Origin of the sequence: Brevibacillus ginsengisoli (assembly GCF_050113715.1) — a bacterium.
Lineage (GTDB): Bacteria > Bacillota > Bacilli > Brevibacillales > Brevibacillaceae > Brevibacillus_H > Brevibacillus_H ginsengisoli.
Window position 1 is genome coordinate 44,965 of sequence record NZ_JBNJQR010000010.1, and the last position, 26,400, is coordinate 71,364.

Here is a 26,400-nt window from a genome sequence, read left to right on the forward strand (position 1 = left end):
CGTCCTTTTTTAAAGTATTGGAATGTTTAATTGCTTTACGAAGATAAAGTGATGAAATATTCCTTCCATCCGCGCAAGCCCATCAAGAAAAGATTTCGTCCGCTCGAAGCTCATTTTAAGCGCAACCAAGCATAGAGAACGAAGGAAGGATCAGAGTCGGCATTCTTTACACCAGACTGAGAAACGAAGTGATTTTCTTGTCGACTCCCTTCCGTAGTGAACAGAGCGGACAGTAGGTGCTACACGCAAGCTTAAACAGAGCATAGAGGGACGAAGTCTTTTCTTTTCTGGAACAATCCACTTATTTTTAGTATGATAAAAAGAGAAAGTATGTTCGCCTGACAAAAAGATTCCTTCTATGAGTTTATCATCGGATCGGCTTCCTGTCAGCGTCAGCATGAGGAGTGTAATCACGATGTTATCTTTTATCCATACAGCAGATGTTCACCTGGATGCGCCATTAGCTTCCTTAGGGGATTTATATGAAGTAAGACAGCATGATTTTCGCCTAACGATGCAAACCATTCGTGATGTGGTGAAGGACAAGCAGGTGGATTTTTGGCTAATTGCTGGAGACCTGATTGAGTATCACGGGGGCACGAGAGCTACCGCATTATTTTTAAATGAGCTGTTTACCAGTGTTGATCCGATTCCGGTTCTCATCGCTCCGGGAAATCACGATCCGTGGATGGAAGGGTCATTCTATCAGACACTGGATTGGCCGCCAAATGTATTTTTTTTCACAAACGAATGGGGAGCCTATGAATTTCCCGATAAACAAACGGTCATTTACGGGTGGGGATTTCCACACGCCCATGTGGCGGATTCGCCATTGGAGTCATTTCCCGGGAAGCTGGAAGGGTACCATCACCACTTAATGGTCCTTCACGGCACAGTGCTCACGCAGGAGGATTGGGGTCATCAACCGTATGCGCCTCTTCCCTTATCCAGACTGGAGGAGGTGGGGATGGATTACATTGCGCTTGGTCATATTCATAAAGCTCATCAATTCATTCACTCGTCTCGCTCGGTTCCGATTGCTGCTTACCCTGGATCTCCAGAGGGGTTAACCTCAAAGGAGACTGGCGAACGTCATGTGATTTACGGACAAATTGAACCACAGAAGGGACTGCAGTTATCCACCATTCCAGTCTCCACCAGACAAATTCAGCGAGTCACAGTCACGCTTGATGGCGTAGAAACAATGGAAGGCTTAATCAGCGTGATTCATCTCGCGTTAGCCCATTACAATAAGAACCATCTGTTGTATGTTACCTTGGAAGGGCAACGAGCGAGCCATCTGACTCCATCTTTGGAGCTGTTGCAGACCCAGTTTCGCGATTATTATTATCTTCAGTTTCAAGATCAGACCTATCCCGATATAGATGTGGAGCGCCTCATTCAGGATAACGGTTTAATCGGGAAGTGGCTAGTCAAACTTCGGGAGGCGCGAGATCAGGCCGCTACACCAGAGGAGCAGGATGTTGCACAGCTTGCCTTGCAAGAAGCGATCAAGCGTATAGGGGGGAGCTTGCAATGAACCTCCACGACCTTCACGTGACGGGCTTTGGCAAATGGCGAAACCGGACGTTTACTTTTACCCCTGGTTTAAACGTGTGCGCAGCGCCCAACGAATCAGGCAAGACCACGTTGCTTCAAGCGATTATCGCTTCTTTATACGGGATGAAGCGGGATTACGTCAGAGTGACTCGCTATCTAGACGAATACGAACAGTACCTTCCATGGGATCACGGCAGCTACGAAACCATCGTACGCTATACCTTGCAGAATCAGAACTTTCGGCTGCATCGTAATTTTGCCAAGGATAAGGAATTTGCCAAGCTTTATCAAGAACCAGATTTAGTGGAACTGAACACTTTATACCAAGAGGATAGACGCAAGGAGTTTAATTTTGTCGAGAAGCATCTGGGGATGACCCGAACGATTTTCACTGATGTGACATGGGTACGCTCGCAACCGTTGGCAGCCTCTGATCGTCTTGTATCTACGCTATCTGTGGATCATAAGCAAGACCCGATCATGCGGAAGCTGACAGGCGGGCTGGACACAGAGCTTACCTTGATTGGAAAAAAGGAAAACGCGGAAAATACTTTATTCGGCAAAGCCAATAAACAACTGGCAGTCGCCAAACAATCACTCGCGGATGCCGAGCAGGCGTGGCAATCCGTACAGCATCTGACGCTGGAGGTAGCTCAGTGGCAATCCCAGATCGAGTCGGCTCTCCTTCAAAAAAGACAATGGCAAGCCAAGCGGGAGCAGTTGGAACTACATAGACAACATTTGCAAGAATGGTGGCAGTTCAGTTACAAGACCAAAGAAACGAATGACATGCTCCAATGGATTAACCAAGCCCAAACGGAGGTTGAGCGATCGTTTCATCAACGGGTCTGGGAGCAGCTTCACGAAATGGACGAGATAGCCCAAAGGTATCTGGCAGTCAAAAGTAACCACGAGACGAAGGAAAAACAAACTACACAAGAGAACCCGTCGTTTTTCCTGCGATTTGCCGAGATGGAGGAAGAAGAATGGCAGTCGTGGCAAAAGAGTTGGTATGCCTACCAGACCTATGAAGGCAAACATGGGGAAGAGAACGGCAACAAGCGGGTATCTGTTCCTTCATCAATAGATTTGGACAAACTTCAAGCGGACTATCGTCAGGGACTGGACCTTCGCCGCCAAATTGAAGAGCAAAGAAAAGTCCACTCCAAGCTGGTGATGGTGGCTACAAAAGCTGAGCCAAGCCCAGGCAGAACCGCGAGAGCGCAGGGACGAGGGGTGAAGCAGCGCAGGAATCAGGGCAGATTATGGGCATTTAATGCTGTTTTGATGGTAATGGCACTCGGGTTGGAAATAGTGAATTGGAATAGCCAGTGGTTCGCTGGCTTTACGCTGCCCCTTCACGTACTGGCTGGCATACTTGTTTTCATCGTGTTGGGCCTGTCTACCAAAGCGGTTCTCCTTGGGCGTCAGCAATCTCAACATGCTCAACCGAATCAGCCAATACCTCTCGAAACTTCGAGTGATGGAGCGGCTGATTCTGCCATTCGCTCGCAGCTGGAAGCAGTTGAACAGCAAATTCAGGCGTTGGAAAGCAAATTGATCGCGATTGCCAAAGGCTGGGGAACACCCTCTTGGGAAGAATTCTTGGCTTTTCGAGAGGAGCATTTGATGCTGATTCATCAGATGCAAGTAGGCAAGCAAGCTGAGAAAGAGCAGGCCCGTTTAAAACTCAAGATGGAGCAGACGATGCTTCAGTGGGGAGTGCCGCATCACCTTTCGTTTGAGGAAGCCGCTAAGCTCGTACTGCAGGAACGTGGGGAATGGGAACGGCGGTTAAAAGACGAGCAAGACAAGCTGGAGAGTGAGCTGGCTGATGAACGATTGCGTCTTAAGGTAACGGAAGAATACGAGCAGGCGACCAAACAACGCAAAGCCATTTTGACACGTTGGGAAGAACAAGTGAGAGAGAAGCTGCAAAAAGAACAGAAACAGCTGGAGCAAGAATTCAATGAGATCGCAAGCAAACTGGATCAATCTGAAGCGCTAATTGCCAAACGACGAGAAGACATTGCGCATGCTACCGGAGAGATCGGTCAGCGTGATCAGGTATCGTGGGCGAAAGCGAAAAGCATCTATGATGAGGCGCTGGAACAAGTAAACCAGCTTCAGCAGCGAAGAGATGCCCTGACCATGGCTCAAGATCTGCTCAATCAAGCCTGGAAAGAGTGGCACCGTGAGCTGTCACCTGATCTCAACGAGGCATCTTCCGAGATTATGGGGCAAATCACCAATGGCAAATATACGGATGTACGACTCGATCCCCTTCAAAAGTACACCATTCGTGTCATTGAGCCTAGCACCCGTGAAGTCATAGGACAGCAGCAGCTTTCTTCCGGTACGCAGGATCAGCTTTATCTGGCGCAGAGATTTGCTCTTCTCCGTCATATCAGCAGGGAAAAGGAACCATTGCCGATATTTCTTGATGATCATTTTATCCATTACGATGACGAGCGGCTTGCCGAAACGCTCCAATACGTGGCTAAACTTGCTGAGGAGCATCAGGTATTTTTGTTCTCCTGCCAATCGAGGGAACAACAGCTTCTTGCATCGATTGTGTCAGGAAATGAGCGACATCAAGTGATTGTGTTGGATGCTTAAATACTAAAATGCTAAAACAACCCACCAAGGAGAGGTCTCCTTGGTGGGTTGTCATTTTAAAAATATCGGTCGGAATGTTTAATTGCTATACAGAGGTATAGTGATGAAACATTCCTTCCATCCGCGCAAGCCCACCCTAGAAAAGACTTCGTCCACTTGAAGTCTCCTTGGAAGTGATACTCAGCGAAGGAAAGGAGAAAGGGATAAAAAGGCGCCACCCAACCCGAAGGGCGCGAAGCGTTTGGCGACTCCCTTTCGGATTGAAAGAGCGGACTTTTCAACATCATTGCGAACTTCCACAGAGCGTAAAGGGACGAAGTCTTTTCTATAGTTCCCTCTCCAACATCGTCAAGAACAGACCTACATCGGTTACAACGCCGACAGTCTGGGCGGAACCGCGATCCATCAGCTTGGTCACAACAGCCGGGTTAATATCGACACAAACCGTCTTGATCCAGCTAGGCATCATATTTCCGGTACCAATTGCGTGAAGCATGGTGGAGAGCATGACCACCATATCGGCATCCGCCACTTGTTCGGCGTACTGTGCTTGAGCCTCAATCAGATCCATGATGGTGTCAGGAAGCGGGCCATCGTCGCGGATCGAACCGGCGAGGACAAAAGGAACGTTGTGTGTCACGCATTCATACATAATCCCATGGGTCAGGGTTCCGTCTGCAACAGCTTCGGCGATCGAGCCGGAACGATTCATGGCGTTAATCGCCCGCATATGGTTTTTGTGTCCGCCACGCACGACGGAGCCGGTATCGAGATTTACCCCGAGAGACGTTCCGAATAAGGCTCGCTCAATGTCGTGAACAGCTAGCGCATTACCCGAGAGAATGGCGTTCACGTAGCCTTTGCGAATCAGGTTCATAAAGGCTTCTTGACCACCGGTATGAATCACGACAGGACCTGCCACGAACACAATTTTTCCATTGCGGTTGCGGATATCTTTTATATCCTGAACCAACTTTTTCACGATAACTTCAACACGTCGCTCAGAGCTTACCTCGTTAGACATGAAGGAGAACTCGCTTCCACTCTCCTGAGTTTCTGGCAGAATCAATCGTACACCATTACTTCCACAGATGACTTGGTCGGCTTTTTTAATGTCACGCAATTTTACGCAATGCACCTCATCGCCTTTTAACACGAGACATGCGTCCATACGCTGATATTTGGCGCGAACCCATTTGCCGTTCAAGTAAACCTCAGTCGGGTGATTGGTGGTCGAGTAGAAATCGTCTGCTACGGTTTTGTCTTTTTCCGCCAGCTTGATGATGATGCTGTCTTCCGTATGCGGCGTGATGCATCCCAGATTGGTTAGTTCATTTAAAACCAGTTCAAGCTTGTCTTCTGGCAAATCCAAAGCGACTCGTGCCACAGACTCGTCGTCTACGTGGTCGCCAACCTCAAGTTGCAGGACGCGGTAACGACCATTGTACTGAACGACAGATGCGTCAATCAGCTTCAAAATATTATCGCGAATGATATGACCTCGCACTTCAATGACATGTTCCATAGATTACCTCCGGATTGTTCTTATGTAGAATGGCTAGAATAGTGGAGAAAATGTCCAAAACTGATGAGAAGCTGTCCTATCAGTATATCGCTTGACTTTGCCGCTTCCAAGTGCATTTCCGGATAACGATCTATTGCCCATACGAAAAGCTTTCCACTATAATAAATGAATCATAACAATAGGAGTGAGCCCCATAATGATTCAACGAAAACCGGAGTGGCTCAAAATTAATTTAGTTTCTGGTAAAGAGCTGACCAACTTTAAAGAAATCAAACAAACGATGCGTGGACAAACTTTACATACAGTATGTGAAGAAGCGAGATGCCCGAACATCCACGAATGTTGGGCAAACAAGACAGCCACCTTCATGATCTTGGGAGATATCTGTACGAGGGCTTGCCGATTCTGCGCAGTCAAAACAGGCTTGCCGACAGAGCTTGATCTTGCCGAACCGGAGCGTGTAGCCGAAGCAGCGGAGACAATGGGTTTGAAGCACGTCGTCGTTACATCTGTTGCCCGTGATGATTTGGAGGATGGAGGTGCGGGGATTTTTGCCGCTACCATTGAGGCGATTCGCAGTCGCTTGCCTTTCGCCACCATTGAGGTTCTGATACCGGATTTCCAAGGTAATTGGGACGCTTTGCGAGTCGTAATGGACGCGAAGCCCGATGTGCTGAATCACAACATTGAATCGGTTCGCCGACTTTCCGACCGAGTACGTGCCCGTGCCAAGTATGACCGGACCATAGAACTTCTGCGACGCGCCAAAGAAATGCAACCGACCATCCCGACCAAATCGAGCCTAATGATTGGTGTAGGTGAGAGCGTTGAAGAAATTATCGAGACCATGGATGATTTGCGCGTCGTAGACGTGAACATCATGACCATCGGACAATACCTTCAACCTACCAAGAAGCATATTGCGGTAGAAAAATACTACCATCCAGATGAGTTTCGCCAGTTGAAGGAAGAAGGAATGACACGCGGATTCAGTCACGTGGAAGCTGGACCGCTTGTGCGCAGTTCCTATCATGCGCACGAACAAGCGGATGCCGCAAAACAAACCATTGCAAACAAGCGGTAAGCTGAATTAAAAGGCAGTCCCCCAAGTCATTTTAAAGACATAGGGGACTGCCTCTTTTTAAGTCGAGAGTCGCCCCGGCTTTTACCTTGATTGCCAAAGTTTTATTTCCCAGTTGTTTTGGTACCAGACGGGTTGGCTCGTCCGCGCATTTGCTCGGTATCCGTCGACCCTCCGAAGCTGCGGATCAAATTGTCGATTTGGCGATCTTCATGAGGGGATGCTACGTTCACGTTGGAAGAACGCGAATAGACTCTTGTCATTTCATCGATCATTTGTTGATTGTCGGTTACGTATACCTTGAACCATCGGGGAGAGACAGACATCGCGTTTGTGCGAACTTTTGGATTGGCTGTTTTTGCGTTTGGGCCATCCGATTTGATTCCCACGAAGATTTCTTTATCGGTTACCAATACGGTTGAGCTCTTAACACCAGGGACACCAACCGTTACGTTACCGACAACCTGTGCCAGCACATCACGATCAACATAATAGCTATTTAAGTGATCGCTGTTCGTCCGTTGGTAGTTGGTATCTAGTTTGGAATATCCTATGCGAGGCATCGTATGACCAGAAGTCCCTGTAGTGCCAGCAGTAGTGACACCGCCAGTTTTATACATCGAATCATTCATTCGATAATTTGCGCGATCGCCTGCCCGGAGCGCATTCGTTCCGCTTGCGTTGTAGATCGTCCCGTAAGGTCCTGACCCAGAGCCCAGTGTTCCGTATTGATTGCCACGGATGGGGGTGTTGTATCGCGCGCCCCCCAGAGCAGGACCATTCGTTAGCGTGCCAGAATAGCCGCCCGTCATGTAATTGGTCTGAGTGGAGTAATTGGTGTAGGGCGCCGATTGGTAAGAAGTAGTGCCATAACGGTTGTCAGGCGCAGCCGTATTTCCACAGGCGGTAGCAAGTAAGGCAAATCCGGCAATTGTGAGGGAAAGCCACTGCTTTTTCATTGGATACACCTCCTGCCAAGTAGGTTGCCCGTCAATCGCAACGAGTTTGTGTGGGAATATTATGTCCACGACCTGAAAATGTGGTAAGATGGGGGCAGATTGTTCTCGTAAAGGAGGAAGCTTGCTTTGATTCGCACACAAGCTGGAGTATATGAACTTGTGGATGAAGGTCGTAATGGCTGGAACCCCGAAGCGTTCAAAGAGCGCTATAGTGATATTTTAGATAAGTATGATTATATTGTGGGGGATTGGGGGTACAGTCAGCTAAGGCTGCGTGGCTTCTACGAGAACACAAATAAAAAAATACCGTTTGAACAAAAAATTGTCGCTTTAGATGAATACCTTCAGGAATTTTGCAATTTTGGATGCGCCTACTTTGTTCTGAAAAAAGTTCGAACATTGGGTACTCATCCGTTTACACAGGAAGAACAAGAAGCCGTTGCGTTGCAAGAAGCCCAAGCGGCTGAAAACGTTACGCCCGAGTCTTCTTCCCGATATGATCGCAGACAAAATCCTCGTTTTGAACGAACCAAAAACCAGCGTTCACGTCAAGAACGACCTGATCGTTCCAATAAAGAACAGTCTTCGGGTGATAAAACGGATAAAAATCAGAGGCAACCACGACAAGATGGCAAGGAACGCTCTGACAAACCATTCCGAGGAGAGCGACCAAATAAAGATCGCCGGAACAACTCAAACAACCGTCCCAATCGGGATAAAGTCGTAAGTGATGCCGGTTCCCCAGCTGGTCGTCGATTTGAGGATAAAAAATAAAAAAACGAACCAGACCGTTTCAGTCTGGTTCGTTTTTTTTATTGGAAAGTTTAATCGCTTTACAGGTAAAGGTATTAAACTTTCCTTCCATTCGCGCAAGCCCGTCAAGAAAAGACTTCGTCCGCTTGCCCCCTCTCATCGGGGGGTTGAAACACAGTCTCCTTGGAAGTGATACTTAGAGAAGGAAAGGAGAAAGGGAAAAAAGGCGCCACCCAACCCGTAGGGCGCGAAGCGTTTGGCGACTCCCTTTCGGATTGAGTGAGCGGACTTTTCAACATCATTGCGAACTTCCACAGAGCGAAAAGGGACGAGGTCTTTTCTTATGCCCTAGACCATCTCATCGTGTTCCTGTTCATGATCTTCGAAATCAGCCATAACAGGTTGTGCGGACTGGTATTGTTCTGCCCCTGCGTAGGCGTACGGAGAGTACGGAGAGTATGGATAAGGGGTTGGGTACGGATATGGCGGGTATGGAGAATATGACGGATAAGGTGGATAGTAGGGTTGATAATACGGTGAATAGTACGGGTAGTAATTATAATTAGGCGCTGTCATGAATGGGAAGAAACCGCCTACACTACTCGGACTTTCAATTCTTCTTCGTCTTCCAAACCCCATGGTTGGAACTGCATCAGGTGAATATTGTTCTGGTTGACCATTTTGATAATTGACATAAGATGGTTTTGGTTGATTAGGATAAGGCATCACTAGTATCGACGCTCCTCACATTTCGCTTTATATCTGGTGCTTCGATGCTAGTATACGAAGTGGCCATTCAATAGGCGCATGTCCTGTTAAAAATGGGCAAATGAATCGTCTAAGCCGCTTTCTTATCTCTTGTGCCGGAAAGCTTGATCGGCTTGAGAAACAAGGTCAACACTGCACCTAATATGACAAAAATTAAACCAAACTGAAAAACACCGTGAAGAGACGTTACCAATGTTGATTTTAAAACTGGCACGATCATTTGCTGGATGGCTTGAGGAATCTTTTCCAATGTTTCTGGACTTAACAACATGGAGTATAAGCCCTGTGGGGATTCCTGAATCATGCGTTCAAACTGTGCCACCATGTCATGAGCCTGCGGCGGCAGCTTTTCGAGTGTAGGAATTAATTGATCGGTTAACAAAAGGGTGGAGCGATGGTTCATAACGGCTCCCAAAATCGTCATTCCGAACGTACCGCCGATTTGACGGAAAAACTGACTGGAGGAAGTGACAACACCCAGCTGGGACCTGGGGAAAGACTCTTGCAAAGCCAAGGTAAGAACAGGCATGACGAGCCCCATTCCCAAACCAAGAACAGCCATAAAGCTCATGGCGACGAGTTTCGTGGTGTCAATTGACATGGTAGAGAGTAAATAGAAACCCACTGCCATTACACACATCCCGATGACTACTTGCGTTTTCACGCCAATTTTTCGAACAAGCCGTCCCCCAATAATACTCATAAGCATCAGCGATAACATCATCGGCATCATCATGGTTCCTGATTGCGAAGGACTCATTCCAATAATCCCTTGCATGAAAAGCGGAACAAACATAATAGCCCCGAACATGCCAATGGACATCAGGAAACCAATTCCGTTAAGCACCGAGAAGGTTCTGTGTTTGAACAAGTGCATCGGAAGAATAGGCTCGCTTGTTCTGGATTCAATGACTATAAACCAGGCAAGAAACACAATAGACAAGGCGAACAAGGAGAGGATTTGCCAAGAGCCCCAAGGATAATCCTTGCCTCCGAAGGTCAATGCAAGCAGCATGCTGACAACACCGACAATCATGGTAAACATGCCGGCGATATCAAATTTAACAGGCCCCTCCAATTTTTTGTTGTGCAGACCCATACTGATCAGAACAATGGCGAGAATTCCAACGGGCATATTAATATAAAACACCCATCTCCAGTTGGCCGCATCCACAATCCATCCACCGACTTGCGGGCCTAGAATTGAAGAAAGACCAAATACGGCGCCAAATACCCCTTGCCATTTGGCCCGCTCAGCCCCTGTGAAAATATCGCCAATAATCACCATCGCCATTGGCATCATTACACCACCGCCAATCCCTTGAAGACCGCGGAAGATGATTAGTTGAGTCATATCATTGGACATGCCACATAGAGCGGAACCAATCAGGAAGATGATAATCCCGGTAACATAAACCGATTTTCTCCCTATTAAATCGGCTAATTTCCCCGCAATTGGAACGACAGAGGTTGATGAAAGCATATAAGCGGTTGTGAGCCATGTCATTAAACTAAGTCCACCTAACTCACCAACGATCCGAGGCATCGCTGTTCCGACAATGGTATTATCGAGTGAGGCGAATAGCATGGCTACCAAGAGTCCAGAGATGAGGATTCCACGATGCTTGGTACTGCTCTGGCTCAATTCGTCTTGGTTTATGATTGGTTCTGACGATGAGTTTTCCTTTACCATGTGATTCACTCCATTTCCTTTATGGTCTATATTCTTTTCCAATTGGGACATTCTGACGCACTGGACAAAAAATAAATATTTAATGTGTTTAAATATAAAACATATTAAATAAATGAGCAACCCTGATTGGTTGGTAAGTATTAGGTGGTTTGCTTGTTAAGGGAAAAATTAAAAGGGATAGCCTTTGGCTATCCCTTTTTCATATTCAATTACTACATCGTCTTTTGCAAAAAAGAAATTAACTCTTCCGCTTCCTCGGGGGACAGTTGGAAAGCGAATTCAATATAGCCCTCTTCGCCTAAATCATCGGCTCCAATAATGGCGCTTCTGCCATTTTGAATATTGACGACCAATTGTTTTCCATAGAAACGGGAGGTGGTGGTAATCGCCAGATCAAAACGGGTGGTGTTCCCGATAAAGCTAACAAAACGCGTTTTCGTCTCTTCAGACTCATCGTAAAGATAAAATACATCGTCAGACATTCAATGTTCACCTACTCCCAAACCAGATTTGGTTTATGTTCTAGATTATGCAAAGCGCGAATAAAGCGGAGGGTTTTTGTTTTGGCGCGCATGACGATCGAGTAAGTTTCCGCAGTGTCGTCTCCAAGGAATCGAACGCCCTGCAGCAGTTCACCATCGGATACGCCTGTAGCGGCAAAAATCGCATCGTCGCCTTTTACTAAGTCGGACAATTGAAGGATTTGCTCAGGGTCGGATAGGCCCATTTTAATGCAACGCGCGCGCTCTTCATCGTTTTGCGGTTTCAACTGGGCTTGCATATCGCCGCCAAGTGATTTGATCGCCGCTGCACTGATGACTCCTTCAGGGGCTCCGCCTATTCCTATGAATAAATCAATCCCGGAAGATGGCATGCAGGCTGCGATCGCCGCTCCCACATCACCGTCTCCAAACAACTTTACGCGGGCACCTTTTTCTCGGACAGCTTCGATCAGGTGCTGATGACGATCCCGTTCCTGAATAATGACGGTTACGTCCTGAATTCGCTTATTATTGGCATCCGCCACAATTTCGATCATTCGTTCTATTGGATCATTCAGATGAATGCGTCCTGCGGCACGAGGACCGACAGCCATCTTCATCATATACATATCAGGAGCATGCAGTAAGGTTCCCTTGTCACCTATTGCGAGAACCGACATTGCGTTGCTATGCCCCTTGGCGACAATCGTGGTTCCTTCCAATGGATCGACAGCCACATCAACTTCTGGCCCGTCAGAAGCTAAATCGCCTAGCTTTTCACCGATATAAAGCATTGGAGCTTCGTCTAGTTCGCCTTCACCGATGACAACCGTACCACGCATGTGAATGGTGTCGAACATCGCGCGCATCGCACTGGTTGCTGCTCCGTCTGCCTCATTTTTTTTCCCTCGACCAAGCCATTGGGCGGAAGCAAGTGCGGCAACCTCCGTTACGCGAACTACTTCCAAAGCCAATTCCCTATCCATGATTGTCCTCCCTTGTGTTCGTAAATCTGAAAGTATATAAGTTTCTGATTTACATAAGCGCAACTACGGCTCTGCTGTCGCCAAAGGCTTAGGCATAGCCTAGTTTTCTAATAACCATTCTGCAAATTCCTATCTATTGTAGCACAGTTTGTAGAATGGCGAAGATTCGTGTTGAATCTTCCTTTTATTTCTTCTAATATTAGGATAGGTTTGGTAAAAAAAATCAGCAACTAGGGAGTCACATGTTAAGGAGGCCAGCATGTATCAAAGGACGAGCAAGGGCTGGGAGAAACTGAAGCTGTGGATGCAAATGGTTTTTCCGTCCTCTGTAATGAAAATGTTTCCTCCGCATTTTATTATGAGAGACGTCGTTCAAGGACAGATTGAGAAGTGGAATCACAAAGGAAAACGTTGTATTCTCCTTTTTTTTGACGTGAAAAAGTACGGTGAAATCAAGTCCTTATACCCTCGACATGCCTTATTGCAAATTGAAGAATCCATTTTGGAAGCTTTCCGAACCATCGTCACAAAACATATTTCCGATCAGGAATTGTTAGCTGTTCAACAGTTTTACGACGATGATTTTATTATCCTATTAAAAGAAGAAGATACGAGCTATACTTCCCAAGAATTGCAACAGTTGATAGACGTAATGAAGAACGAACTGGAGCAAGAAATTGCCGTTCGGATCTCAGCGTTCACTGATAATCGGATTGAATTTCACTCCTCTTATGTCTGGATTGACGCCGGACAAGAAGATGTCCATGACGCCATTCAAAAAGCCATACAGGATGCTCGAGCCATGGCCAAAATGGAGCTCGATTCTAGTATTGGTAATTTTCGCGCGGAGATTCGCAAGATTATCGAAGAAGAGAACATTCGAGTCGTTGCGCAACCTATTATTTCATTGGGCTCCGGAGAGATAGAGGGATGGGAAATTCTGACCCGAGGCCCCGAAAATACTCCATATGCGATGCCGCTCAATTTGTTTCATTTTGCATATCAGGCAGAGATGTTGTTTAGCTTGGAACTGCTTGTGGTGAAAAAGGCACTGGTAGAAATTCAAAAGAAAAAGACAACTTGTCCGATTTTTATTAATGTGACGGTTCCGACTTTACGCAATCCTCTGTTTTTCTCGCAAGTGGCAAGTTTAATGAAATGCTATACGCATGTCAAACCGGAACAAATTATCTTTGAAATAACCGAAAGGCACTCGATTGAGGATTTTGAGGTATTCAATCATTCCATGAGTTCGTTTCGTGAAGCCGGCTTTAAGTTTGCCGTAGACGATACGGGAGCAGGTTACGCAAGTCTCAATATGATTGCCGAAATTATGCCAGATTTTATCAAGATCGACCGATCGATTATTCAAAATATAGACAAGCACGACGTTAAAAACTCCGTCCTCAAATCATTGGTTTTATTGGCCAAAAACATCGGATGTGAAGTGGTGGCTGAAGGAATTGAGACAGAGGAAGAAGCGAATGTGCTGTTGGAGAATCAAGTGGATTATGCTCAGGGCTTTTTCTTCTCGCGGCCCCAAGAGCCATTTCCTCAATTAGAGGTAAACTGGGTGAACAAGACTAAGATTCCAGCTCAATAGAAAAGTGTAAGCCTCCTAGCTACTCGTTAGGAGGCTTTCGTATTCCTTTCCTCTATTGTTGGCGCTTTTTCTTTTTCCAGAAAAGATATCCAGGTATCCCTACGATTGCCAACAGAACGAGAATCGGCAAAATCGCAGCGATAACCACTATCAAACCGTTCAAAAAGGCGAGAATACCCAACAGACTCTGGTTCAGAGCGATCCAGGCTTTGTGCCAAGTGCCTTGACCACCTACATCGTTCAGCTTCGCCGTGAATTTCTTCTCTACGATGGTCATTTCAACCGTGGAGTAGGAGATGTTCTCGTCCAGATAACGCATGCGGCCTTTGATTTTTTCGATTTCCTGCTGGGTGGCGCCTAGCTCTGTCGAAATCTTCAGTAAGTCTTCTGTTTTCTTTGCCTCAGACATGAAGTTGAGCAGTCTGGCTTCAACCACTTGAAGCGCTTTGAGTCGGGAAGTCAGGTCTACGTACTCTTCCGTAACGTCTTGACCGACGATGTTGCGGGAAGGAATTTTGATGGCGTATTGATCCAATTCGTTGAGAAACGAATGAAATCCAGACTGAGGGATCCGAACCGTCAAGTGTCCGCCTTTTTCGTTCTCGTTCTCATAATCAGAGGAAGAGAGAATGTATCCATGATTTCGTTTCACCGACGCTTCGATGTTACTTCTCGCTTCTTTATATTTCTCCACTTCCATTTGAAGGTCTGCCTGATAGATCATTTTGCGATCTTGCATGGGAGGATTTCCGATCCCAGTTTGGTTGTTGGTCGTGTTGGGGGAATTGGCGTTGGAAGCGGATCCTTCAGATTGTTCTTGTGGAAGAGCAGGTGCTTCTGCGGTTTTATCGGCCATTGACGCTGTCTGGTTCATGGAATTGGAATTTGCTCCACCATAACTCGAAGCGGAGTGATCTGTGGGCCTTGCACTTGAACACCCGAACAGGAGTAACAGCAGGACAAGCTGAATGGCCAGGAATATCATTTTCCACTTTTGGTATTTTAACACAATTAATGCCCCCTTTCTTGATGTAGACGGACTCATGAGGAGAATGTTACGATTCCTGTCCTACTTTTTTGTCAATGATTTTGTTATACTGTTTGGGAGAAAGAGGTGAAGCAGATGGGCAAAGAATACCTCATGCAGGGAATTACCATTCTTGTAGTACTCGTGCTTACCTTTGTCTTCACAATCCTTTACGCCAAAAAAACGTCGAAGAAAAATCGAAACACTTAAGTGAGATAGGGGATCAAGGTATGTACGACGTCAATACGGAACGAATTGAGGATCGGTTGGTTTATTTGGATCGAATGATCGTTTTGCTTTCTCAGTTAATCGAATTGTCTGATGAACAGATCGCGGCAGATGCCCGCAATGTAGCGGCAATAGAACGCGGCTTGCACTTGTCAATTGAAGCGATTGTAGACGTAGGCAACGCGTTGATCGACGGCTTTATCATGCGTGACCCGGGGAGTTATTCCGATATTGTAGAAATCTTGCGAGATGAGCAGGTTATTTCACAGCCTCTTGCCGAGAAACTTACCATTGTGGTTGAATTTCGCAAGCAACTCGTGAATGAATATACCCAAGTACCAGTAAATGAGCTGATACGATTGGTTCGTTCTTATACAGAAGAACTGAAGCACTATGCACCAGCCGTACGCGCATACGTGAAGAAGGAACTATTTTAAGGATAGAGGATTGCGGATTTTTGATACAATAACGTTTGTTTAGTTTACTAAATAGTTGTTTTGGGGTAAAATATGTTCAGAAGGGCGGTGATAGTATTGAATAACGAGCAAATTTCGACTAGAGATCAGATCCTCCATATGTTGAAGCTGAAGGGGTCCCTTTCTGTTAGCGACATGGCTACGGAACTCGGAATAACAGAAATGGCTGTTCGACGCCATCTGAATACCCTGGAGAGGGATAAACTGATCAAATCTTCTCTTGTTCGTCAAGCGATGGGCCGTCCAACGAATGTCTATTCATTGTCACAGGAAGCAGATGAGATGTTTCCGCGCAATTATCATGACTTAACCTTGGATTTTTTGGAAGATATCGAAGCGATTGACGGTATGGATAAAGTAGATCTTCTATTCCAAAGACGAGAGGATCGACTGGAAGAAAAATACCGACAATATATTAACGGAGAACTTGAAAATCGAGTAGCCAGACTGACCGAGATGCAAAACCAGAAAGGCTATATGGTGGATTGGGAAAAAGACGAGCAAACGGGTACCTATTATATAAAGGAATTCAATTGTCCGATTTCCCAGGTAGCCAGACAATTTACGCAGGCGTGCAGCTGCGAATTGTCGCTATTCAAACGCGTGTTGGAAGCAGATGTGGAACAGACCTCCTGCATGGCCAAAGGCGGAGACAACTGCGTGTATAAAATTAACCCAAAACGGTCATGACCGTTTCCTCCTCTCATCCCCTCTCACCGGGGGACTGAAACGCCGGGAGGGTTGAAACATCAGAGTAGCTAAGAGCCCTTCTTTGTGTGAACAGAGGAGGGCCTTTTTTGCGGAATGGAGTGAGGAACGTGGGACAGTGGATCAATCAGCAGTTTGAGGATGAGGATTTTAGTAACCAAAACTATAGCGAAGAAGAGTTCGTACATTGTACCTTTACGAGGTGCAAGTTTAAAGGAACGCAACTTGAAGAGATCATCACGACAGGATGTCAGTTTGTTGAATGTGACTTTACCAATGCCTATCTGAACGCGTCTCTTCATAAAGAATCTATTTTTACCAATTGTCAGTTTATGGGCGCTAATTTATTTGTAGCCAAATTCGTCGCGTGTAAAATGACAGGCTCTGATTTTGCAGATGCGCAGTTGGACGGCGTCACACTGGAAGGCGGAGATTGGTCGTACACGAATTTGCGACATACCCATTTGACCAAGCAAGACTTTCGAGGCGTCCTTTTTTATGAAGCGGATTTTCATGGATGCAATTTGGAAAAAGCTGATCTGCGAAATGCGGACCTGACTCGCGCTCAATTGGGACAAACTCGGTTAAAAGGCGCGGACTTGCGAGGCGCCAAAGTGGATGGGATCGACTTCAAATCTGTAGACGTTGCGGGAGTCCGAATGGATGAGTTTCAGGCTGTAGCCTTTTTAAAGTCATATGGCGCCAAAGTCCAGTAGAAAGATGAAAAAGCAGTTTGGTTACACTATAATGGTTGGTGTGTTGAACAGTCATTGTCACCGAGATAAGCTTTGCAGATAAGAAGGGAGTACATATGAAACCATACCGAGCGTACTTACTAGATCTAGATGGCACCATTTATCACGGTTCTAAGATTATCCCGGAATCGGCTCAATTCATTAGACAATTGCGAGAGGCTGAAATTCCTTTTTTATATCTCACCAATAATTCTACGGCGACACCGGAGACCTTTGCCCAACGTTTAACCGATATGGGGCTTCCTACGACGAAAGAGGAGGTTTATACGTCCAGTATGGCAACTGCCGCTTATTTGGCGGAACGCGAAGAGCCTGGTACGCCAATCTATGTCGTTGGCGAGTCGGGGCTGGAGGTTGCATTGAAAGAACGAGGCTTTGTTCTAACAGATGACAATCCCAAATATGTCGTAGTCGGACTTGATCGTGAGTTTACCTATGACAAGCTGGCGATCGCCAGTCGCGCGATTCGGAACGGGGCGATTCTGATTGCGACCAATATCGACCCTGCCTTGCCCACGGAGCGCGGATTTTTCCCTGGTGGAGGTTCATTGGTGGCGGCTGTATCAACTGCCTCGGCAACCAAAGCAATCGCGATTGGTAAACCACAGACTATTATTATCAATTACGCGCTTGAGCAGCTAGGCAAAGACAGAGACGAGACGATCATCGTCGGGGATAATCTGCACACGGATATTGAAGCTGGCGTGAAAAGCGGGATAGACAGTTTGCTTGTCCTTACGGGATATTCGACGCAAGAAGATCTAGCTGCGTCACCTTTTAAGCCGACACATGTAGAAGCGAACCTCATGACCTGGTGGGAAAAAGCAAAATCATGGCGCTAGATTTCCTGGCGCCATTTTTCTTCTTCCTCACGTCGATGCCGATGAGCAATCCGACTGGAGGCAGCCGCCGCGACAGCTCCCACGAGATCATCGAGGAAGGTGTGGACTCCGTTTCTTTTGTCGTTTAGTTTCTTTAACACTCCATGCTTCAGCTTGTCGACATAGCCGTAATTGGTAAAGCCGATACTCCCATAAATATTCACGATTCCCAGCGCCATCACCTCGTCGACGCCATATAAGGGCTCGTCTGAAGCCAGCATTTCTTGCAGTGGAAACAGAAGCTTGCCTTCCTCAGCCAATATATCTAATTGAATCCCGGTCAAGAAAACATTTTGTACTTCCCGCTTCTGAAAAACAGCTTCTACACTTTCGATGCAGGTTTCAACATCCAAATTAGAAATGTATTCGCTTTGCAGGAAGAGAACAATCTCGGCTATATCCTTGATTGATACACCTCGCTTCTCAAGCAACTCGATTACTTTGTTATAGACATCCGAGCCGTAAACCTTTTTTATTGTCATGGCCATCTCACTTGCCTCTCTTTCAAGATTTTCAAATTGTAGTATCTGTTTATATTTAGGCACCTATCCCGTATCCCCTTCATAAAATAGGGCAGAGCTTGTGAAGAAGGGTGAGGATTGGATCATGAGTGACGTGATCAATTTATTGCAGGAGGAATACGGCTTTCACGTATTTGATCAGCGTGAAGTAGGTGGACGAACGATTCTTGAGACAGATAAGGGTTTGTATAATTTGTATATATATCCAGAAGGGTACCGCGCAAAGAAGAAGTTGGTCGAGCAAGTAAAAAAGCATCTCACCAAACAGACTGATTTTTCGCTGCTCCCTGTAGAAAAAACCAAGAACAATCAAAGTTATTTGACCGTTGGGGACAAGATGCTCTATGTACAAAGAGGGATTCGCGAAGGGCACACGGCAGATTATGCGCAGGCAACAGGTGAATCCTTAGCTCAGTTTCACAAGAGCACGTCCACTTTAACAGGAGACGCGGTTTATTATCCGTTTCGTTCCCAAGGAAGCTGGCCTTCGATGTGGCGCAAGAAGATCAATAGTTTTGAGAGCATGCGCGAGAATTTGGAACGGGAAACAAGGGAGTTTACAGCGTTTGACGAATATTTATTAACGACCTACACGTATGCCCACCATATGGGGGATACAGCTGTTCAATATTTGCAAGCCAACGGATATCAGCAAGTGGTGAAGCTGACAGCAGGTTTTGGTAAAATAGCTTTTCAGAACTTTGATGATGGCTTTCTCCTGTTTCACGAGAATGGCTCAAGAAAATTAGCCGGGGAGTACTCATGGGTGCTGGACATGAGAAGTCGTGACATAGGGCAGTGGATTAAGGGAGAAATCAGACGCAACGGATATAATCCGGCAGTAATTTGCCGATTCCTGGACGGTTATAATCACACCGAACCATTGTTGAATGAGGAGTATGCCGTAATTTTTTCGCTCCTGATGTATCCGGGACGTTTCTTTCGTCAAGTTGAGATGTACGATCGAATGGATAGAGCATCATTTGAAACCATGGAACTGCAAGAGTGGACACAGGATCTTGACCAAGAGCTTTTGGCTATGGAAGACGCCATGCGCAAGTTTCCGGCGCTTGTGAAAGAAGCGTATGGGTTTGTGCTGCCGCAAGTGGATTGGTTGAGTCGGGAACATTCAGCTTTAGCTGGTTCTACGTAATGGCATTAAGGGAGGATAGCGGGAGAAAGACATGAAAACGTTCACGATCGGATTAATCGCGTTCATATTGTTTATGATGGCTGGGATTGTATCATTTTCCGTATATGTTGGGTGGAGACTCTTGCATCCTCCGCGTAAGCCAATTGACATGCTACCAGAAAACTACGGAATCTCTTCCTATAAAGAAATTGATTTTGACAGTCGGGAAGAGGGGATCAGCTTATGTGGATGGTACATGTCTGCGTCTGACAATGGCTATCCAAGCAAGCAAAGCACCATAATCTTTGCTCATGGCTATACGCAGAACAGACTGGAACCGCATCTTCCTGCACTTTCCCTGGCCGATCAACTTCTTCGGGCGGGATATGATATTCTCTTATTTGATTTTCGCAACGCAGGGGAGTCAGGGGGGCATCGCACAACGATCGGATACTATGAACAACGTGACTTGATGGGTGCGGTTGATTATGTTACCCAACATGCTCCGGGGCATTTGATTGGGCTGATTGGTTTTTCAATGGGGGCGGCCACGTCATTATTGGTTGCTGGTCAGGATCAGCGGGTCAAGGTAGTGGTAGCCGATTCGTCATTTTCTTGTCTCTATAGCTATTTGCAGGAAAAAATGACAGATTGGACAAACTTACCCCGTTTTCCATTCAACTCCATCATCCTAACCATCCTTCCGCTCTTGTCTGGGGCTAATCCTCGGAAAGTGAAACCGCTCGAGGCAATCCAACTGATTACTCCCCGACCGGTATTGCTGATTCATGGAACGGGGGATGAGACAATTCCCCATCACCATAGTCAACGGCTCCATCAAGCAGCGATGAACCCAAAAACGGAGTTATGGACGATACCTGGCACCGGTCACGTCAGGAGTTATGCGGCCAATCCCGAGCAATACACGACGAGGCTGCTGGAGTTTTTAAATCGAAATTTGGACAGACCAAAAACCCCTTAATTCTCATCACGAGAACTAAGGGGTGTTGTGGTTTTTTTAGAATACTTGTTGTACTTCTACAATTCCAGGGATTTCCTCGACTAACGCGCGCTCAATACCTGCTTTTAACGTAATGGTAGAAGAAGGGCAGCTTCCGCATGCACCCATCAAACGCAATTTAACAATGCCATCTTCAACGTCAACCAATTGCACGTCGCCACCGTCACGTTGTAAGAATGGACGTAGTTTATCGAGAACTTCTTGAACTTGTTCTTTGATTTCCATCAATCATTCACTCCTTTCGTCTTGCTACCCCTTATTATAATCTCATTTTGATCAGAAATCCATGATTCAGATCACATTCGAAACATTATCGTTTTAAAACTTCACTAACTGTAAGTTGTCCTTGAAAGGTGGACAAATTTGGGTTATCTATAGTGTAGTGTTTATTTGGGTCATGCTATAATGAATTGGCATACTACTGAAGCGAGGGATATAACGTGAACGTCTATCGTAACGTCAAAGAGCTGATCGGCAATACTCCAATCGTAGAGATTACTCAGTTTGAGTTACCCAATCAAGTACGTCTCTTTGCCAAATTAGAGTATTTCAATCCAGGTGGTAGTATCAAAGATCGTTTAGGGGTCGAGTTGATTCGATCTGCTGAAGAAAGTGGACAATTAGTGCCAGGCGGAACCATTATCGAACCAACAGCCGGTAATACGGGAATTGGTTTAGCGCTGGCAGCGGTTGGAACGGGGTACAAGGTTATTTTTTGTGTACCGGCCAAGTTTTCCGAAGAGAAGCAGGAATTGATGCGCGCGTTGGGAGCGGAAGTCGTGAATACCCCAACGGAGCAGGGGATCAAAGGGGCAATCGCCAAGGCTCAAGAGCTTGCGGCAAGTATTCCTCATTCATTCGTCCCTCAGCAGTTTGCCAACCCAGCCAATCCACTCGCTCATTATAAAACAACGGGTCCTGAGATCTGGGAGCAAATGGACGGGGCAATTGACGTGTTTGTGGCAGGCGCTGGATCCGGTGGAACATTCATGGGGGCCGCCCGTTATCTGAAAGAACAAAATTCCAACATCAAGACGGTCATCGTTGAACCGGAAGGCTCCATTCTTAATGGAGGAGAGTCTGGTCCTCACAAGACAGAGGGGATTGGCATGGAGTTTCTCCCAGGGTTCATGGATACCCAATATTTTAACGCAATTCATACAATTACGGACGTAGAAGCGTTCTCCTATGTAAAAGAACTAGCTGTACGCGAAGGCATGTTAGTAGGAAGCTCATCCGGTGCAGCGTTTGCCGCGGCACTGAAAGAAGCGAAGACAGCCAAGCCGGGAAGTCACATTGTCGCGATTTTTGCTGACAGTAGCGAACGATACCTGAGCAAGAAAATTTATCAAGGAGGAGTGTAACATGAGACTGAAAACTCGCTTAATTCACGGCGGTATTGACGGAGATCCACATACTGGGGCGGTTTCTGTACCGATTTATCAAGTTAGCACATACAAACAAGAAGCGATCGGCAAACATAAAGGATTTGAATATTCTCGTACAGGGAACCCAACCCGACATGCGCTGGAAACCTATATCGCCGAGTTGGAAGGTGGAGTGCGTGGTTTTGCCTTCGGATCCGGTATGGCGGCACTGTCTACCATTCTCTCTTTATTCAATAAGGGAGATCACTTGGTGGTAGGTGACGATGTGTACGGCGGAACTTACCGCGTCGTGACGCGCGTATTTACTCGTTTGGGTCTTGAGGCTACCTTCGTTGATACGAATGATTTGGAAGCGGTGGAGAAGGCCATTGGTCCGAACACTAGAGCGATTGTAATGGAAACGCCAACGAACCCGCTGCTTAAAGTGAGCGACATTTCAGCGATTGCGGACATCGCCAAAGCGAAGAATGTCCTACTCGTTGTAGATAATACCTTCATGACCCCATACTGGCAAAACCCGCTGGATTTGGGAGCGGACATCGTGTTCCACAGTGCGACCAAGTATCTGGGAGGCCACAGTGACGTCGTAGCGGGGTTAGTGGTTACGAAGGATGCCCAGCTGGGTGAAGAGCTTCACTATGTGCAAAATGCGATTGGCGGAATCCTCGGCCCGCAAGATTCTTGGCTGCTATTAAGAGGAATGAAAACATTAGGCGTCCGGATGGAAGAGCATGAAGCGAACGCACATGCTTTGGCTAACTGGTTGACAGAACGCAAGGACATTCAGCGCGTCATTTATCCAGGGTTACAGAGTCATCCAGGACACGAACTGGCGAAGAAGCAGGGACGTGGATTTGGCGGGATGATTTCATTTGATGTGGGTAGCGCTGAACGAGCGGATGAGGTCCTGGCTAAGGTAAAATACTTTACTTTAGCGGAATCACTCGGAGCTGTCGAATCCTTGATTAGTGTTCCAGCCCGTATGACACACGCATCCATCCCAGCAGAGCGCCGAGCAGAACTGGGCATTACCGATGGTTTGGTGCGTATCTCTGTAGGAATTGAAGATGTTGAGGATTTGATTGAAGATTTGAATCAAGCTCTCTCCTAATCCATTGACGAAAAGTCGACCCGTGTGAACGGTGTCGACTTTTTTTATTTTGAGCCAACCTGCACTTCAGGTCTCCAGAGGATTGTGATTTTGAAAAGATTAACAAATTAGAGTTTTTTTGTTACCATTTTGGATAACTGGTTATCTGACAAGTTAAAAGGAGACTACCAAATGAGTGTAAGTTCTGAAGCTACAACGAATGTTTTTATGATTGAATGTAAAGATATTATTTTACGCGAGTATCAAGTCGAGGACTTGGACGAGCTATACAATCTTACGCAACAGCCTGAAATATTAAAATTCCTGCCTGATTGGAATGCACCGAAAGAAAGACGACTCAATATACCACCCAAGCTGTAATGGGGCTGATTACGTATTTATTTGAGAATACTAATGTGGAGGAACTAAACGCAATCGCTCTGACCCATAACGTTTCCTCCAATAGGGTCATCCAAAAAAGCAAATTTGACTATCATGCCAAACTGGAGATTGAAAACCAAGAGTATCATCATTACAAAATTCATAAAAGCAAATGGGAGAGTTGATCCGGTACACTTTGGGCAACTCGTTTAATGGACAGTCCATTCGATATCCAAGTATAATACCAGTAATTAGTCGGATCACGAAGGAATGAATAACATGCGAGTAGAGCTATCAGTTTATGGAACGGAGACACTATGTGCAAGCTGTGTTAACCTGCCTTCTGCAAAAGAGACAGCTGTTTGGTTAGAAGCAGCCCTGGGAAGGAAATATGGTCAGGATAAAATTGTCGTTCGATACTGTAATTTTGAATCTCCGGAGACAGAAGAAGACAAAATCTGGGCAGATCGCATACGGAACGAAGATCTCTGGTATCCGCTTGTCGTAATTTCCGGGGAAATTGTCGGTGAGGGAAATCCGAAGTTGAAGGATATCGGAGCGAAATTGGAGGAAATTGGATTACAACCGCTCGTAGCAGACTAAAGCAAAGAAAAAGCCCGTTATCTGAAGAGATAACGAGCTTCTTTTATAATTTAGGAATGTTGAATTTCTTTACAGAGGTAAAGAAATTCAACATTCCTTCCATTCGCGCAAGCCCACTAAGAAAAGATTTCGTCCACTTGTAGTCTCATTGGAAGTGATACAAAGCGAAGGAACGGAGAAAGGGATAAGAGTCGCCACCTAACCCCTTTAGGGGCGCGAAGCGTTTGGCGACTCCCTTTCGTAGTGAAAGAGCGGACTTCCTGGCTTCAGTGCGAACTTCCACAGAGCGTAAAGGGACGAAGTCTTTTCTTACTTAGCCGAGATGTTTCTTGTACAACCACAATACTCCGCTTTTCATAACGCGAGGCATCTGTCCTACGAGTGAGAGCTTACCCATCATACCGAAGCCTTCTTTTTTACCCAGCGAGCCCAAAGTACCTTTCAGCTTAATTTGTGGAAGGGATGTTGGAAGGGCAAGTCCTTTTATTTGACTCATCAGGACCAACGCGATTTGCTCACCTTGACCTTCCGCTAACTGGGCGCTTGGAGCAAATGGTAGGCTGGCACAATCTCCAACTACGTACACATTGGGATAGTTTGGAATTTGGTGCTGGGCGTTCAACAGAACTCGACCAGACGCATCGTGCTCAACTGGCAGTTCTCTTACAACTCTGCTTGCTTGAATTCCCGCTGTCCAAACAATTGCGTCACTAGCTAGCTCTTGTTCACAGTTGTACACGACTCCTGGTTCAACGCGTTGTACATTGGCTCCGGAGATTAATTCTACATCGTGTTCAAGAAACCATTGAGACGCGTATGTTTGCAATTTTTTCGGGAATGGGCTTAGGATGCTTTCCCCACGGTCGAGGATTCGGATGTGCAGGTCAGGACGGCTCTCACGCAGCTCAGAAGCTAGTTCTACGCCACTTAATCCTCCGCCTACTACGGTAATTTGTCCGTATGGTTTTACGTTGTTTATGGCTACGTACGTGCGACGTGAGGCTTCTAATGTCTGAATGGAGTGAGTAAACTCTTCTGCTCCAGGAATTCCGTGATAGCGATCTTCACATCCAAGTGCAATCACAAGCCAGTCATACTCAAGGGTATCCCCACTGGCAAAATGAATCAGTTGGGCGTCCATATCAATTCGCTCAATTTCACCATGCTTCACATTGAGACGTGGATCTTCAGGAAATGGTGTACGAACAGCAACTTCCGGTTCCGTACCAGCAGCTAGTGCAAAGTATTCTGTTTTAAGACCGTGAAATGGCATGCGGTCAACAAGTGTTACAGTCACGTGATCAGGTAAATCTGGTGAGAGAATACGTTCAGCGATTCTTACTCCCCCGTATCCTCCACCAAGAATGACAAGTCGTTTCATAGCGGGTTATGTCCTTTCTGTGTCCTAATTAATGTACTCATTCTATTTTTGTCAATTTATTGACAAAAAGCAAGTGAAAAATGACTTCCAGCATGTTCTAGGCTAGACTTTGGGGTCGATACAGGTAAAATAATAAGGATAAGAAATAGAGAATCAGGCAGGTGAGTTCAGCTGAAAGCGTTAATTGAATTTTGCTCAAGTAATGTTTCATCCTATACGAAAGAACTGATTACTCAATTAGAGAATGATCCATCCATAGATGTAGACGTTGTGGAATATGGCTGTTTGGGGCATTGCGGGGAATGCTACATGGGCCCATTCGCATTGGTTAACGGGACATTCCTCCATGCCTCAACGACTGAGGAACTTTACGCAAAAATAAAAACGCAATTGCATAAAGATGAAGAAGCGTTGGACAAAGATCTGCCATATTAACCGCAAAGCAATGGAGAAATCATGACAAATTAGAGGAAGCTGGACCCATAAACTACCATGGGGTCTGGCTTTTTTTAATTTCATCACTGGAGAACCTAGATAATGTCTAGAAGATCGAAAGGGGGAAGCAACATGTCGTTAACCCAGGTGTTTTTTACAACCGTAAGCGCAGCCAGTGAACAAGATTTGCAAAGGGAATTGCGAAACCTCGAAAAAACGTATCATACCCGTACGGCTGGCGGCGACTTAACTTATGAAGTAATCCCGGACCCATCACAGGTGAAGTTCGTTGGACTAATACCGCAAGTATTCAATGTAACGGCTTATGCGAAGAACAAATAACA

The 26,400-nt window shown here is 46.1% G+C and carries 26 protein-coding genes and 1 pseudogene; 17 read left to right on the plus strand and 10 right to left on the minus strand.

Annotated features, from left to right (window positions below; genetic code table 11):
• The first annotated feature begins 415 nt into the window (after positions 1 to 415).
• On the plus strand, positions 416 to 1,540 hold the full coding sequence (locus ACQCN2_RS19035; protein WP_426930532.1) for a metallophosphoesterase family protein: 1,125 nt from the start codon (positions 416 to 418) through the stop codon (positions 1,538 to 1,540).
• A complete protein-coding gene (locus ACQCN2_RS19040) occupies positions 1,537 to 4,179 on the plus strand; it encodes an ATP-binding protein (RefSeq protein ID WP_426930533.1) in 2,643 nt (880 codons plus the stop codon). The genes ACQCN2_RS19035 and ACQCN2_RS19040 overlap by 4 nt, the downstream gene beginning before the upstream one ends.
• Before the next feature lie 325 nt (positions 4,180 to 4,504).
• On the opposite strand, the gene ACQCN2_RS19045 is transcribed toward ACQCN2_RS19040, so the two are convergent.
• Positions 4,505 to 5,704, minus strand: coding sequence for an ornithine cyclodeaminase, nickel-pincer nucleotide-dependent (locus ACQCN2_RS19045; RefSeq protein WP_426930534.1), 1,200 nt, complete (start codon positions 5,702 to 5,704; stop codon positions 4,505 to 4,507).
• 196 nt (positions 5,705 to 5,900) lie between these two features.
• On the opposite strand from ACQCN2_RS19045, the gene lipA reads away from it, so the two are divergent.
• Entirely contained in the window at positions 5,901 to 6,788 is an 888-nt protein-coding gene (gene lipA, locus ACQCN2_RS19050; RefSeq protein ID WP_426930535.1) for a lipoyl synthase, read from the plus strand.
• Between the two features lie 101 nt (positions 6,789 to 6,889).
• On the opposite strand, the gene ACQCN2_RS19055 is transcribed toward lipA, so the two are convergent.
• Entirely contained in the window at positions 6,890 to 7,744 is an 855-nt protein-coding gene (locus ACQCN2_RS19055) for a YhcN/YlaJ family sporulation lipoprotein (protein ID WP_426930536.1), read from the minus strand.
• Positions 7,745 to 7,870: 126 nt separating this feature from the next.
• Here ACQCN2_RS19055 and ACQCN2_RS19060 point away from each other — a divergent pair, with 126 nt between their 5' ends.
• The gene (locus tag ACQCN2_RS19060; RefSeq protein ID WP_426930537.1) at positions 7,871 to 8,518 is read left to right on the plus strand and encodes a YutD family protein; all 648 of its coding nucleotides are present in this window, start codon (positions 7,871 to 7,873) and stop codon (positions 8,516 to 8,518) included.
• A gap of 327 nt (positions 8,519 to 8,845) precedes the next feature.
• Here ACQCN2_RS19060 and ACQCN2_RS19065 read toward each other — a convergent pair whose 3' ends face one another.
• From ACQCN2_RS19065 to glpX, 4 genes are all read right to left on the minus strand, one after another.
• Positions 8,846 to 9,226: a hypothetical protein gene (locus tag ACQCN2_RS19065; RefSeq protein WP_426930538.1), complete on the minus strand. Its 381-nt coding sequence runs from the start codon at positions 9,224 to 9,226 to the stop codon at positions 8,846 to 8,848.
• A gap of 109 nt (positions 9,227 to 9,335) precedes the next feature.
• The gene (locus ACQCN2_RS19070; RefSeq protein ID WP_426930695.1) at positions 9,336 to 10,910 is read right to left on the minus strand and encodes an MDR family MFS transporter; all 1,575 of its coding nucleotides are present in this window, start codon (positions 10,908 to 10,910) and stop codon (positions 9,336 to 9,338) included.
• A gap of 260 nt (positions 10,911 to 11,170) precedes the next feature.
• Positions 11,171 to 11,440 (minus strand): DUF3055 domain-containing protein, encoded by a 270-nt coding sequence (locus ACQCN2_RS19075; RefSeq protein ID WP_426930539.1) that lies wholly within the window; start codon positions 11,438 to 11,440, stop codon positions 11,171 to 11,173.
• Between the two features lie 11 nt (positions 11,441 to 11,451).
• Positions 11,452 to 12,426 carry a class II fructose-bisphosphatase gene (glpX, locus tag ACQCN2_RS19080; RefSeq protein WP_426930540.1) on the minus strand — a complete coding sequence of 325 codons (975 nt, stop codon included), beginning with the start codon at positions 12,424 to 12,426 and terminating at the stop codon, positions 11,452 to 11,454.
• A 259-nt stretch (positions 12,427 to 12,685) separates the two neighbouring features.
• Between glpX and ACQCN2_RS19085 the strand changes: the two genes are divergently transcribed.
• Complete coding sequence (locus ACQCN2_RS19085) at positions 12,686 to 14,029, plus strand: EAL domain-containing protein (protein WP_426930541.1); 1,344 nt, start codon at positions 12,686 to 12,688, stop codon at positions 14,027 to 14,029.
• 52 nt (positions 14,030 to 14,081) lie between these two features.
• Here ACQCN2_RS19085 and ACQCN2_RS19090 read toward each other — a convergent pair whose 3' ends face one another.
• Entirely contained in the window at positions 14,082 to 15,038 is a 957-nt protein-coding gene (locus ACQCN2_RS19090) for a DUF4349 domain-containing protein (RefSeq protein WP_426930542.1), read from the minus strand.
• Positions 15,039 to 15,286: 248 nt separating this feature from the next.
• On the opposite strand from ACQCN2_RS19090, the gene hepT reads away from it, so the two are divergent.
• From hepT to ACQCN2_RS19110, 4 genes are all read left to right on the plus strand, one after another.
• A complete protein-coding gene (gene hepT / locus ACQCN2_RS19095; protein ID WP_426930543.1) occupies positions 15,287 to 15,721 on the plus strand; it encodes a type VII toxin-antitoxin system HepT family RNase toxin in 435 nt (144 codons plus the stop codon).
• A 96-nt stretch (positions 15,722 to 15,817) separates the two neighbouring features.
• On the plus strand, positions 15,818 to 16,450 hold the full coding sequence (locus tag ACQCN2_RS19100) for a helix-turn-helix transcriptional regulator (RefSeq protein ID WP_426930544.1): 633 nt from the start codon (positions 15,818 to 15,820) through the stop codon (positions 16,448 to 16,450).
• A 128-nt stretch (positions 16,451 to 16,578) separates the two neighbouring features.
• Positions 16,579 to 17,184, plus strand: coding sequence for a pentapeptide repeat-containing protein (locus ACQCN2_RS19105; protein WP_426930545.1), 606 nt, complete (start codon positions 16,579 to 16,581; stop codon positions 17,182 to 17,184).
• 95 nt (positions 17,185 to 17,279) lie between these two features.
• Positions 17,280 to 18,065: a TIGR01457 family HAD-type hydrolase gene (locus tag ACQCN2_RS19110; RefSeq protein ID WP_426930546.1), complete on the plus strand. Its 786-nt coding sequence runs from the start codon at positions 17,280 to 17,282 to the stop codon at positions 18,063 to 18,065.
• Here ACQCN2_RS19110 and ACQCN2_RS19115 read toward each other — a convergent pair.
• Positions 18,062 to 18,586 (minus strand): phosphatidylglycerophosphatase A family protein, encoded by a 525-nt coding sequence (locus ACQCN2_RS19115; RefSeq protein ID WP_426930696.1) that lies wholly within the window; start codon positions 18,584 to 18,586, stop codon positions 18,062 to 18,064. The two genes, ACQCN2_RS19110 and ACQCN2_RS19115, sit on opposite strands and share 4 nt — an antisense overlap.
• Positions 18,587 to 18,710: 124 nt before the next feature.
• On the opposite strand from ACQCN2_RS19115, the gene ACQCN2_RS19120 reads away from it, so the two are divergent.
• Both ACQCN2_RS19120 and ACQCN2_RS19125 read left to right on the plus strand, forming a co-directional pair.
• Positions 18,711 to 19,778, plus strand: a complete 1,068-nt coding sequence (locus ACQCN2_RS19120) for a hypothetical protein (RefSeq protein WP_426930547.1) — start codon at positions 18,711 to 18,713, stop codon at positions 19,776 to 19,778.
• Positions 19,779 to 19,809: 31 nt separating this feature from the next.
• The gene (locus ACQCN2_RS19125; protein WP_426930548.1) at positions 19,810 to 20,739 is read left to right on the plus strand and encodes an alpha/beta hydrolase; all 930 of its coding nucleotides are present in this window, start codon (positions 19,810 to 19,812) and stop codon (positions 20,737 to 20,739) included.
• A 36-nt stretch (positions 20,740 to 20,775) separates the two neighbouring features.
• On the opposite strand, the gene ACQCN2_RS19130 is transcribed toward ACQCN2_RS19125, so the two are convergent.
• Positions 20,776 to 21,003, minus strand: a complete 228-nt coding sequence (locus ACQCN2_RS19130) for a NifU family protein (protein WP_425653649.1) — start codon at positions 21,001 to 21,003, stop codon at positions 20,776 to 20,778.
• A gap of 215 nt (positions 21,004 to 21,218) precedes the next feature.
• Here ACQCN2_RS19130 and cysK point away from each other — a divergent pair, with 215 nt between their 5' ends.
• From cysK to ACQCN2_RS19150, 4 genes and pseudogenes are all read left to right on the plus strand, one after another.
• Entirely contained in the window at positions 21,219 to 22,142 is a 924-nt protein-coding gene (gene cysK, locus ACQCN2_RS19135; RefSeq protein ID WP_426930549.1) for a cysteine synthase A, read from the plus strand.
• Position 22,143: 1 nt separating this feature from the next.
• The gene (locus tag ACQCN2_RS19140; protein ID WP_426930550.1) at positions 22,144 to 23,277 is read left to right on the plus strand and encodes a bifunctional cystathionine gamma-lyase/homocysteine desulfhydrase; all 1,134 of its coding nucleotides are present in this window, start codon (positions 22,144 to 22,146) and stop codon (positions 23,275 to 23,277) included.
• Positions 23,278 to 23,448: 171 nt separating this feature from the next.
• Positions 23,449 to 23,822 (plus strand): annotated as a pseudogene (locus ACQCN2_RS19145) (GNAT family N-acetyltransferase).
• 94 nt (positions 23,823 to 23,916) lie between these two features.
• Complete coding sequence (locus tag ACQCN2_RS19150; RefSeq protein ID WP_426930551.1) at positions 23,917 to 24,240, plus strand: YuzD family protein; 324 nt, start codon at positions 23,917 to 23,919, stop codon at positions 24,238 to 24,240.
• Positions 24,241 to 24,553: 313 nt separating this feature from the next.
• Here the strand turns inward: ACQCN2_RS19150 and ACQCN2_RS19155 are convergent, their stop codons facing one another.
• Positions 24,554 to 25,621: an NAD(P)/FAD-dependent oxidoreductase gene (locus tag ACQCN2_RS19155; protein WP_426930552.1), complete on the minus strand. Its 1,068-nt coding sequence runs from the start codon at positions 25,619 to 25,621 to the stop codon at positions 24,554 to 24,556.
• 171 nt (positions 25,622 to 25,792) lie between these two features.
• Here ACQCN2_RS19155 and ACQCN2_RS19160 point away from each other — a divergent pair, with 171 nt between their 5' ends.
• Positions 25,793 to 26,056 (plus strand): YuzB family protein, encoded by a 264-nt coding sequence (locus ACQCN2_RS19160; RefSeq protein ID WP_426930697.1) that lies wholly within the window; start codon positions 25,793 to 25,795, stop codon positions 26,054 to 26,056.
• Between the two features lie 132 nt (positions 26,057 to 26,188).
• Entirely contained in the window at positions 26,189 to 26,398 is a 210-nt protein-coding gene (locus tag ACQCN2_RS19165) for a hypothetical protein (protein WP_426930553.1), read from the plus strand.
• Positions 26,399 to 26,400: the final 2 nt, after the last annotated feature.

Excerpts from the sequence above, each read along its gene's own strand:
- hepT (WP_426930543.1), top strand. The coding sequence starts at position 15,287 with ATGTACGACGTCAATACGGAACGAATTGAGGATCGGTTGGTTTATTTG.
- lipA (WP_426930535.1), top strand. The coding sequence starts at position 5,901 with ATGATTCAACGAAAACCGGAGTGGCTCAAAATTAATTTAGTTTCTGGT.
- ACQCN2_RS19055 (WP_426930536.1), bottom strand. The coding sequence starts at position 7,744 with ATGAAAAAGCAGTGGCTTTCCCTCACAATTGCCGGATTTGCCTTACTT.
- ACQCN2_RS19035 (WP_426930532.1), top strand. The coding sequence starts at position 416 with ATGTTATCTTTTATCCATACAGCAGATGTTCACCTGGATGCGCCATTA.
- ACQCN2_RS19115 (WP_426930696.1), bottom strand. The coding sequence starts at position 18,586 with ATGACAATAAAAAAGGTTTACGGCTCGGATGTCTATAACAAAGTAATC.
- glpX (WP_426930540.1), bottom strand. The coding sequence starts at position 12,426 with ATGGATAGGGAATTGGCTTTGGAAGTAGTTCGCGTAACGGAGGTTGCC.
- ACQCN2_RS19110 (WP_426930546.1), top strand. The coding sequence starts at position 17,280 with ATGAAACCATACCGAGCGTACTTACTAGATCTAGATGGCACCATTTAT.
- ACQCN2_RS19040 (WP_426930533.1), top strand. The coding sequence starts at position 1,537 with ATGAACCTCCACGACCTTCACGTGACGGGCTTTGGCAAATGGCGAAAC.
- ACQCN2_RS19085 (WP_426930541.1), top strand. The coding sequence starts at position 12,686 with ATGTATCAAAGGACGAGCAAGGGCTGGGAGAAACTGAAGCTGTGGATG.
- ACQCN2_RS19140 (WP_426930550.1), top strand. The coding sequence starts at position 22,144 with ATGAGACTGAAAACTCGCTTAATTCACGGCGGTATTGACGGAGATCCA.
- ACQCN2_RS19075 (WP_426930539.1), bottom strand. The coding sequence starts at position 11,440 with ATGTCTGACGATGTATTTTATCTTTACGATGAGTCTGAAGAGACGAAA.
- ACQCN2_RS19125 (WP_426930548.1), top strand. The coding sequence starts at position 19,810 with ATGAAAACGTTCACGATCGGATTAATCGCGTTCATATTGTTTATGATG.
- ACQCN2_RS19155 (WP_426930552.1), bottom strand. The coding sequence starts at position 25,621 with ATGAAACGACTTGTCATTCTTGGTGGAGGATACGGGGGAGTAAGAATC.
- ACQCN2_RS19165 (WP_426930553.1), top strand. The coding sequence starts at position 26,189 with ATGTCGTTAACCCAGGTGTTTTTTACAACCGTAAGCGCAGCCAGTGAA.
- ACQCN2_RS19130 (WP_425653649.1), bottom strand. The coding sequence starts at position 21,003 with ATGGAAATCAAAGAACAAGTTCAAGAAGTTCTCGATAAACTACGTCCA.
- ACQCN2_RS19150 (WP_426930551.1), top strand. The coding sequence starts at position 23,917 with ATGCGAGTAGAGCTATCAGTTTATGGAACGGAGACACTATGTGCAAGC.
- ACQCN2_RS19120 (WP_426930547.1), top strand. The coding sequence starts at position 18,711 with ATGAGTGACGTGATCAATTTATTGCAGGAGGAATACGGCTTTCACGTA.
- ACQCN2_RS19045 (WP_426930534.1), bottom strand. The coding sequence starts at position 5,704 with ATGGAACATGTCATTGAAGTGCGAGGTCATATCATTCGCGATAATATT.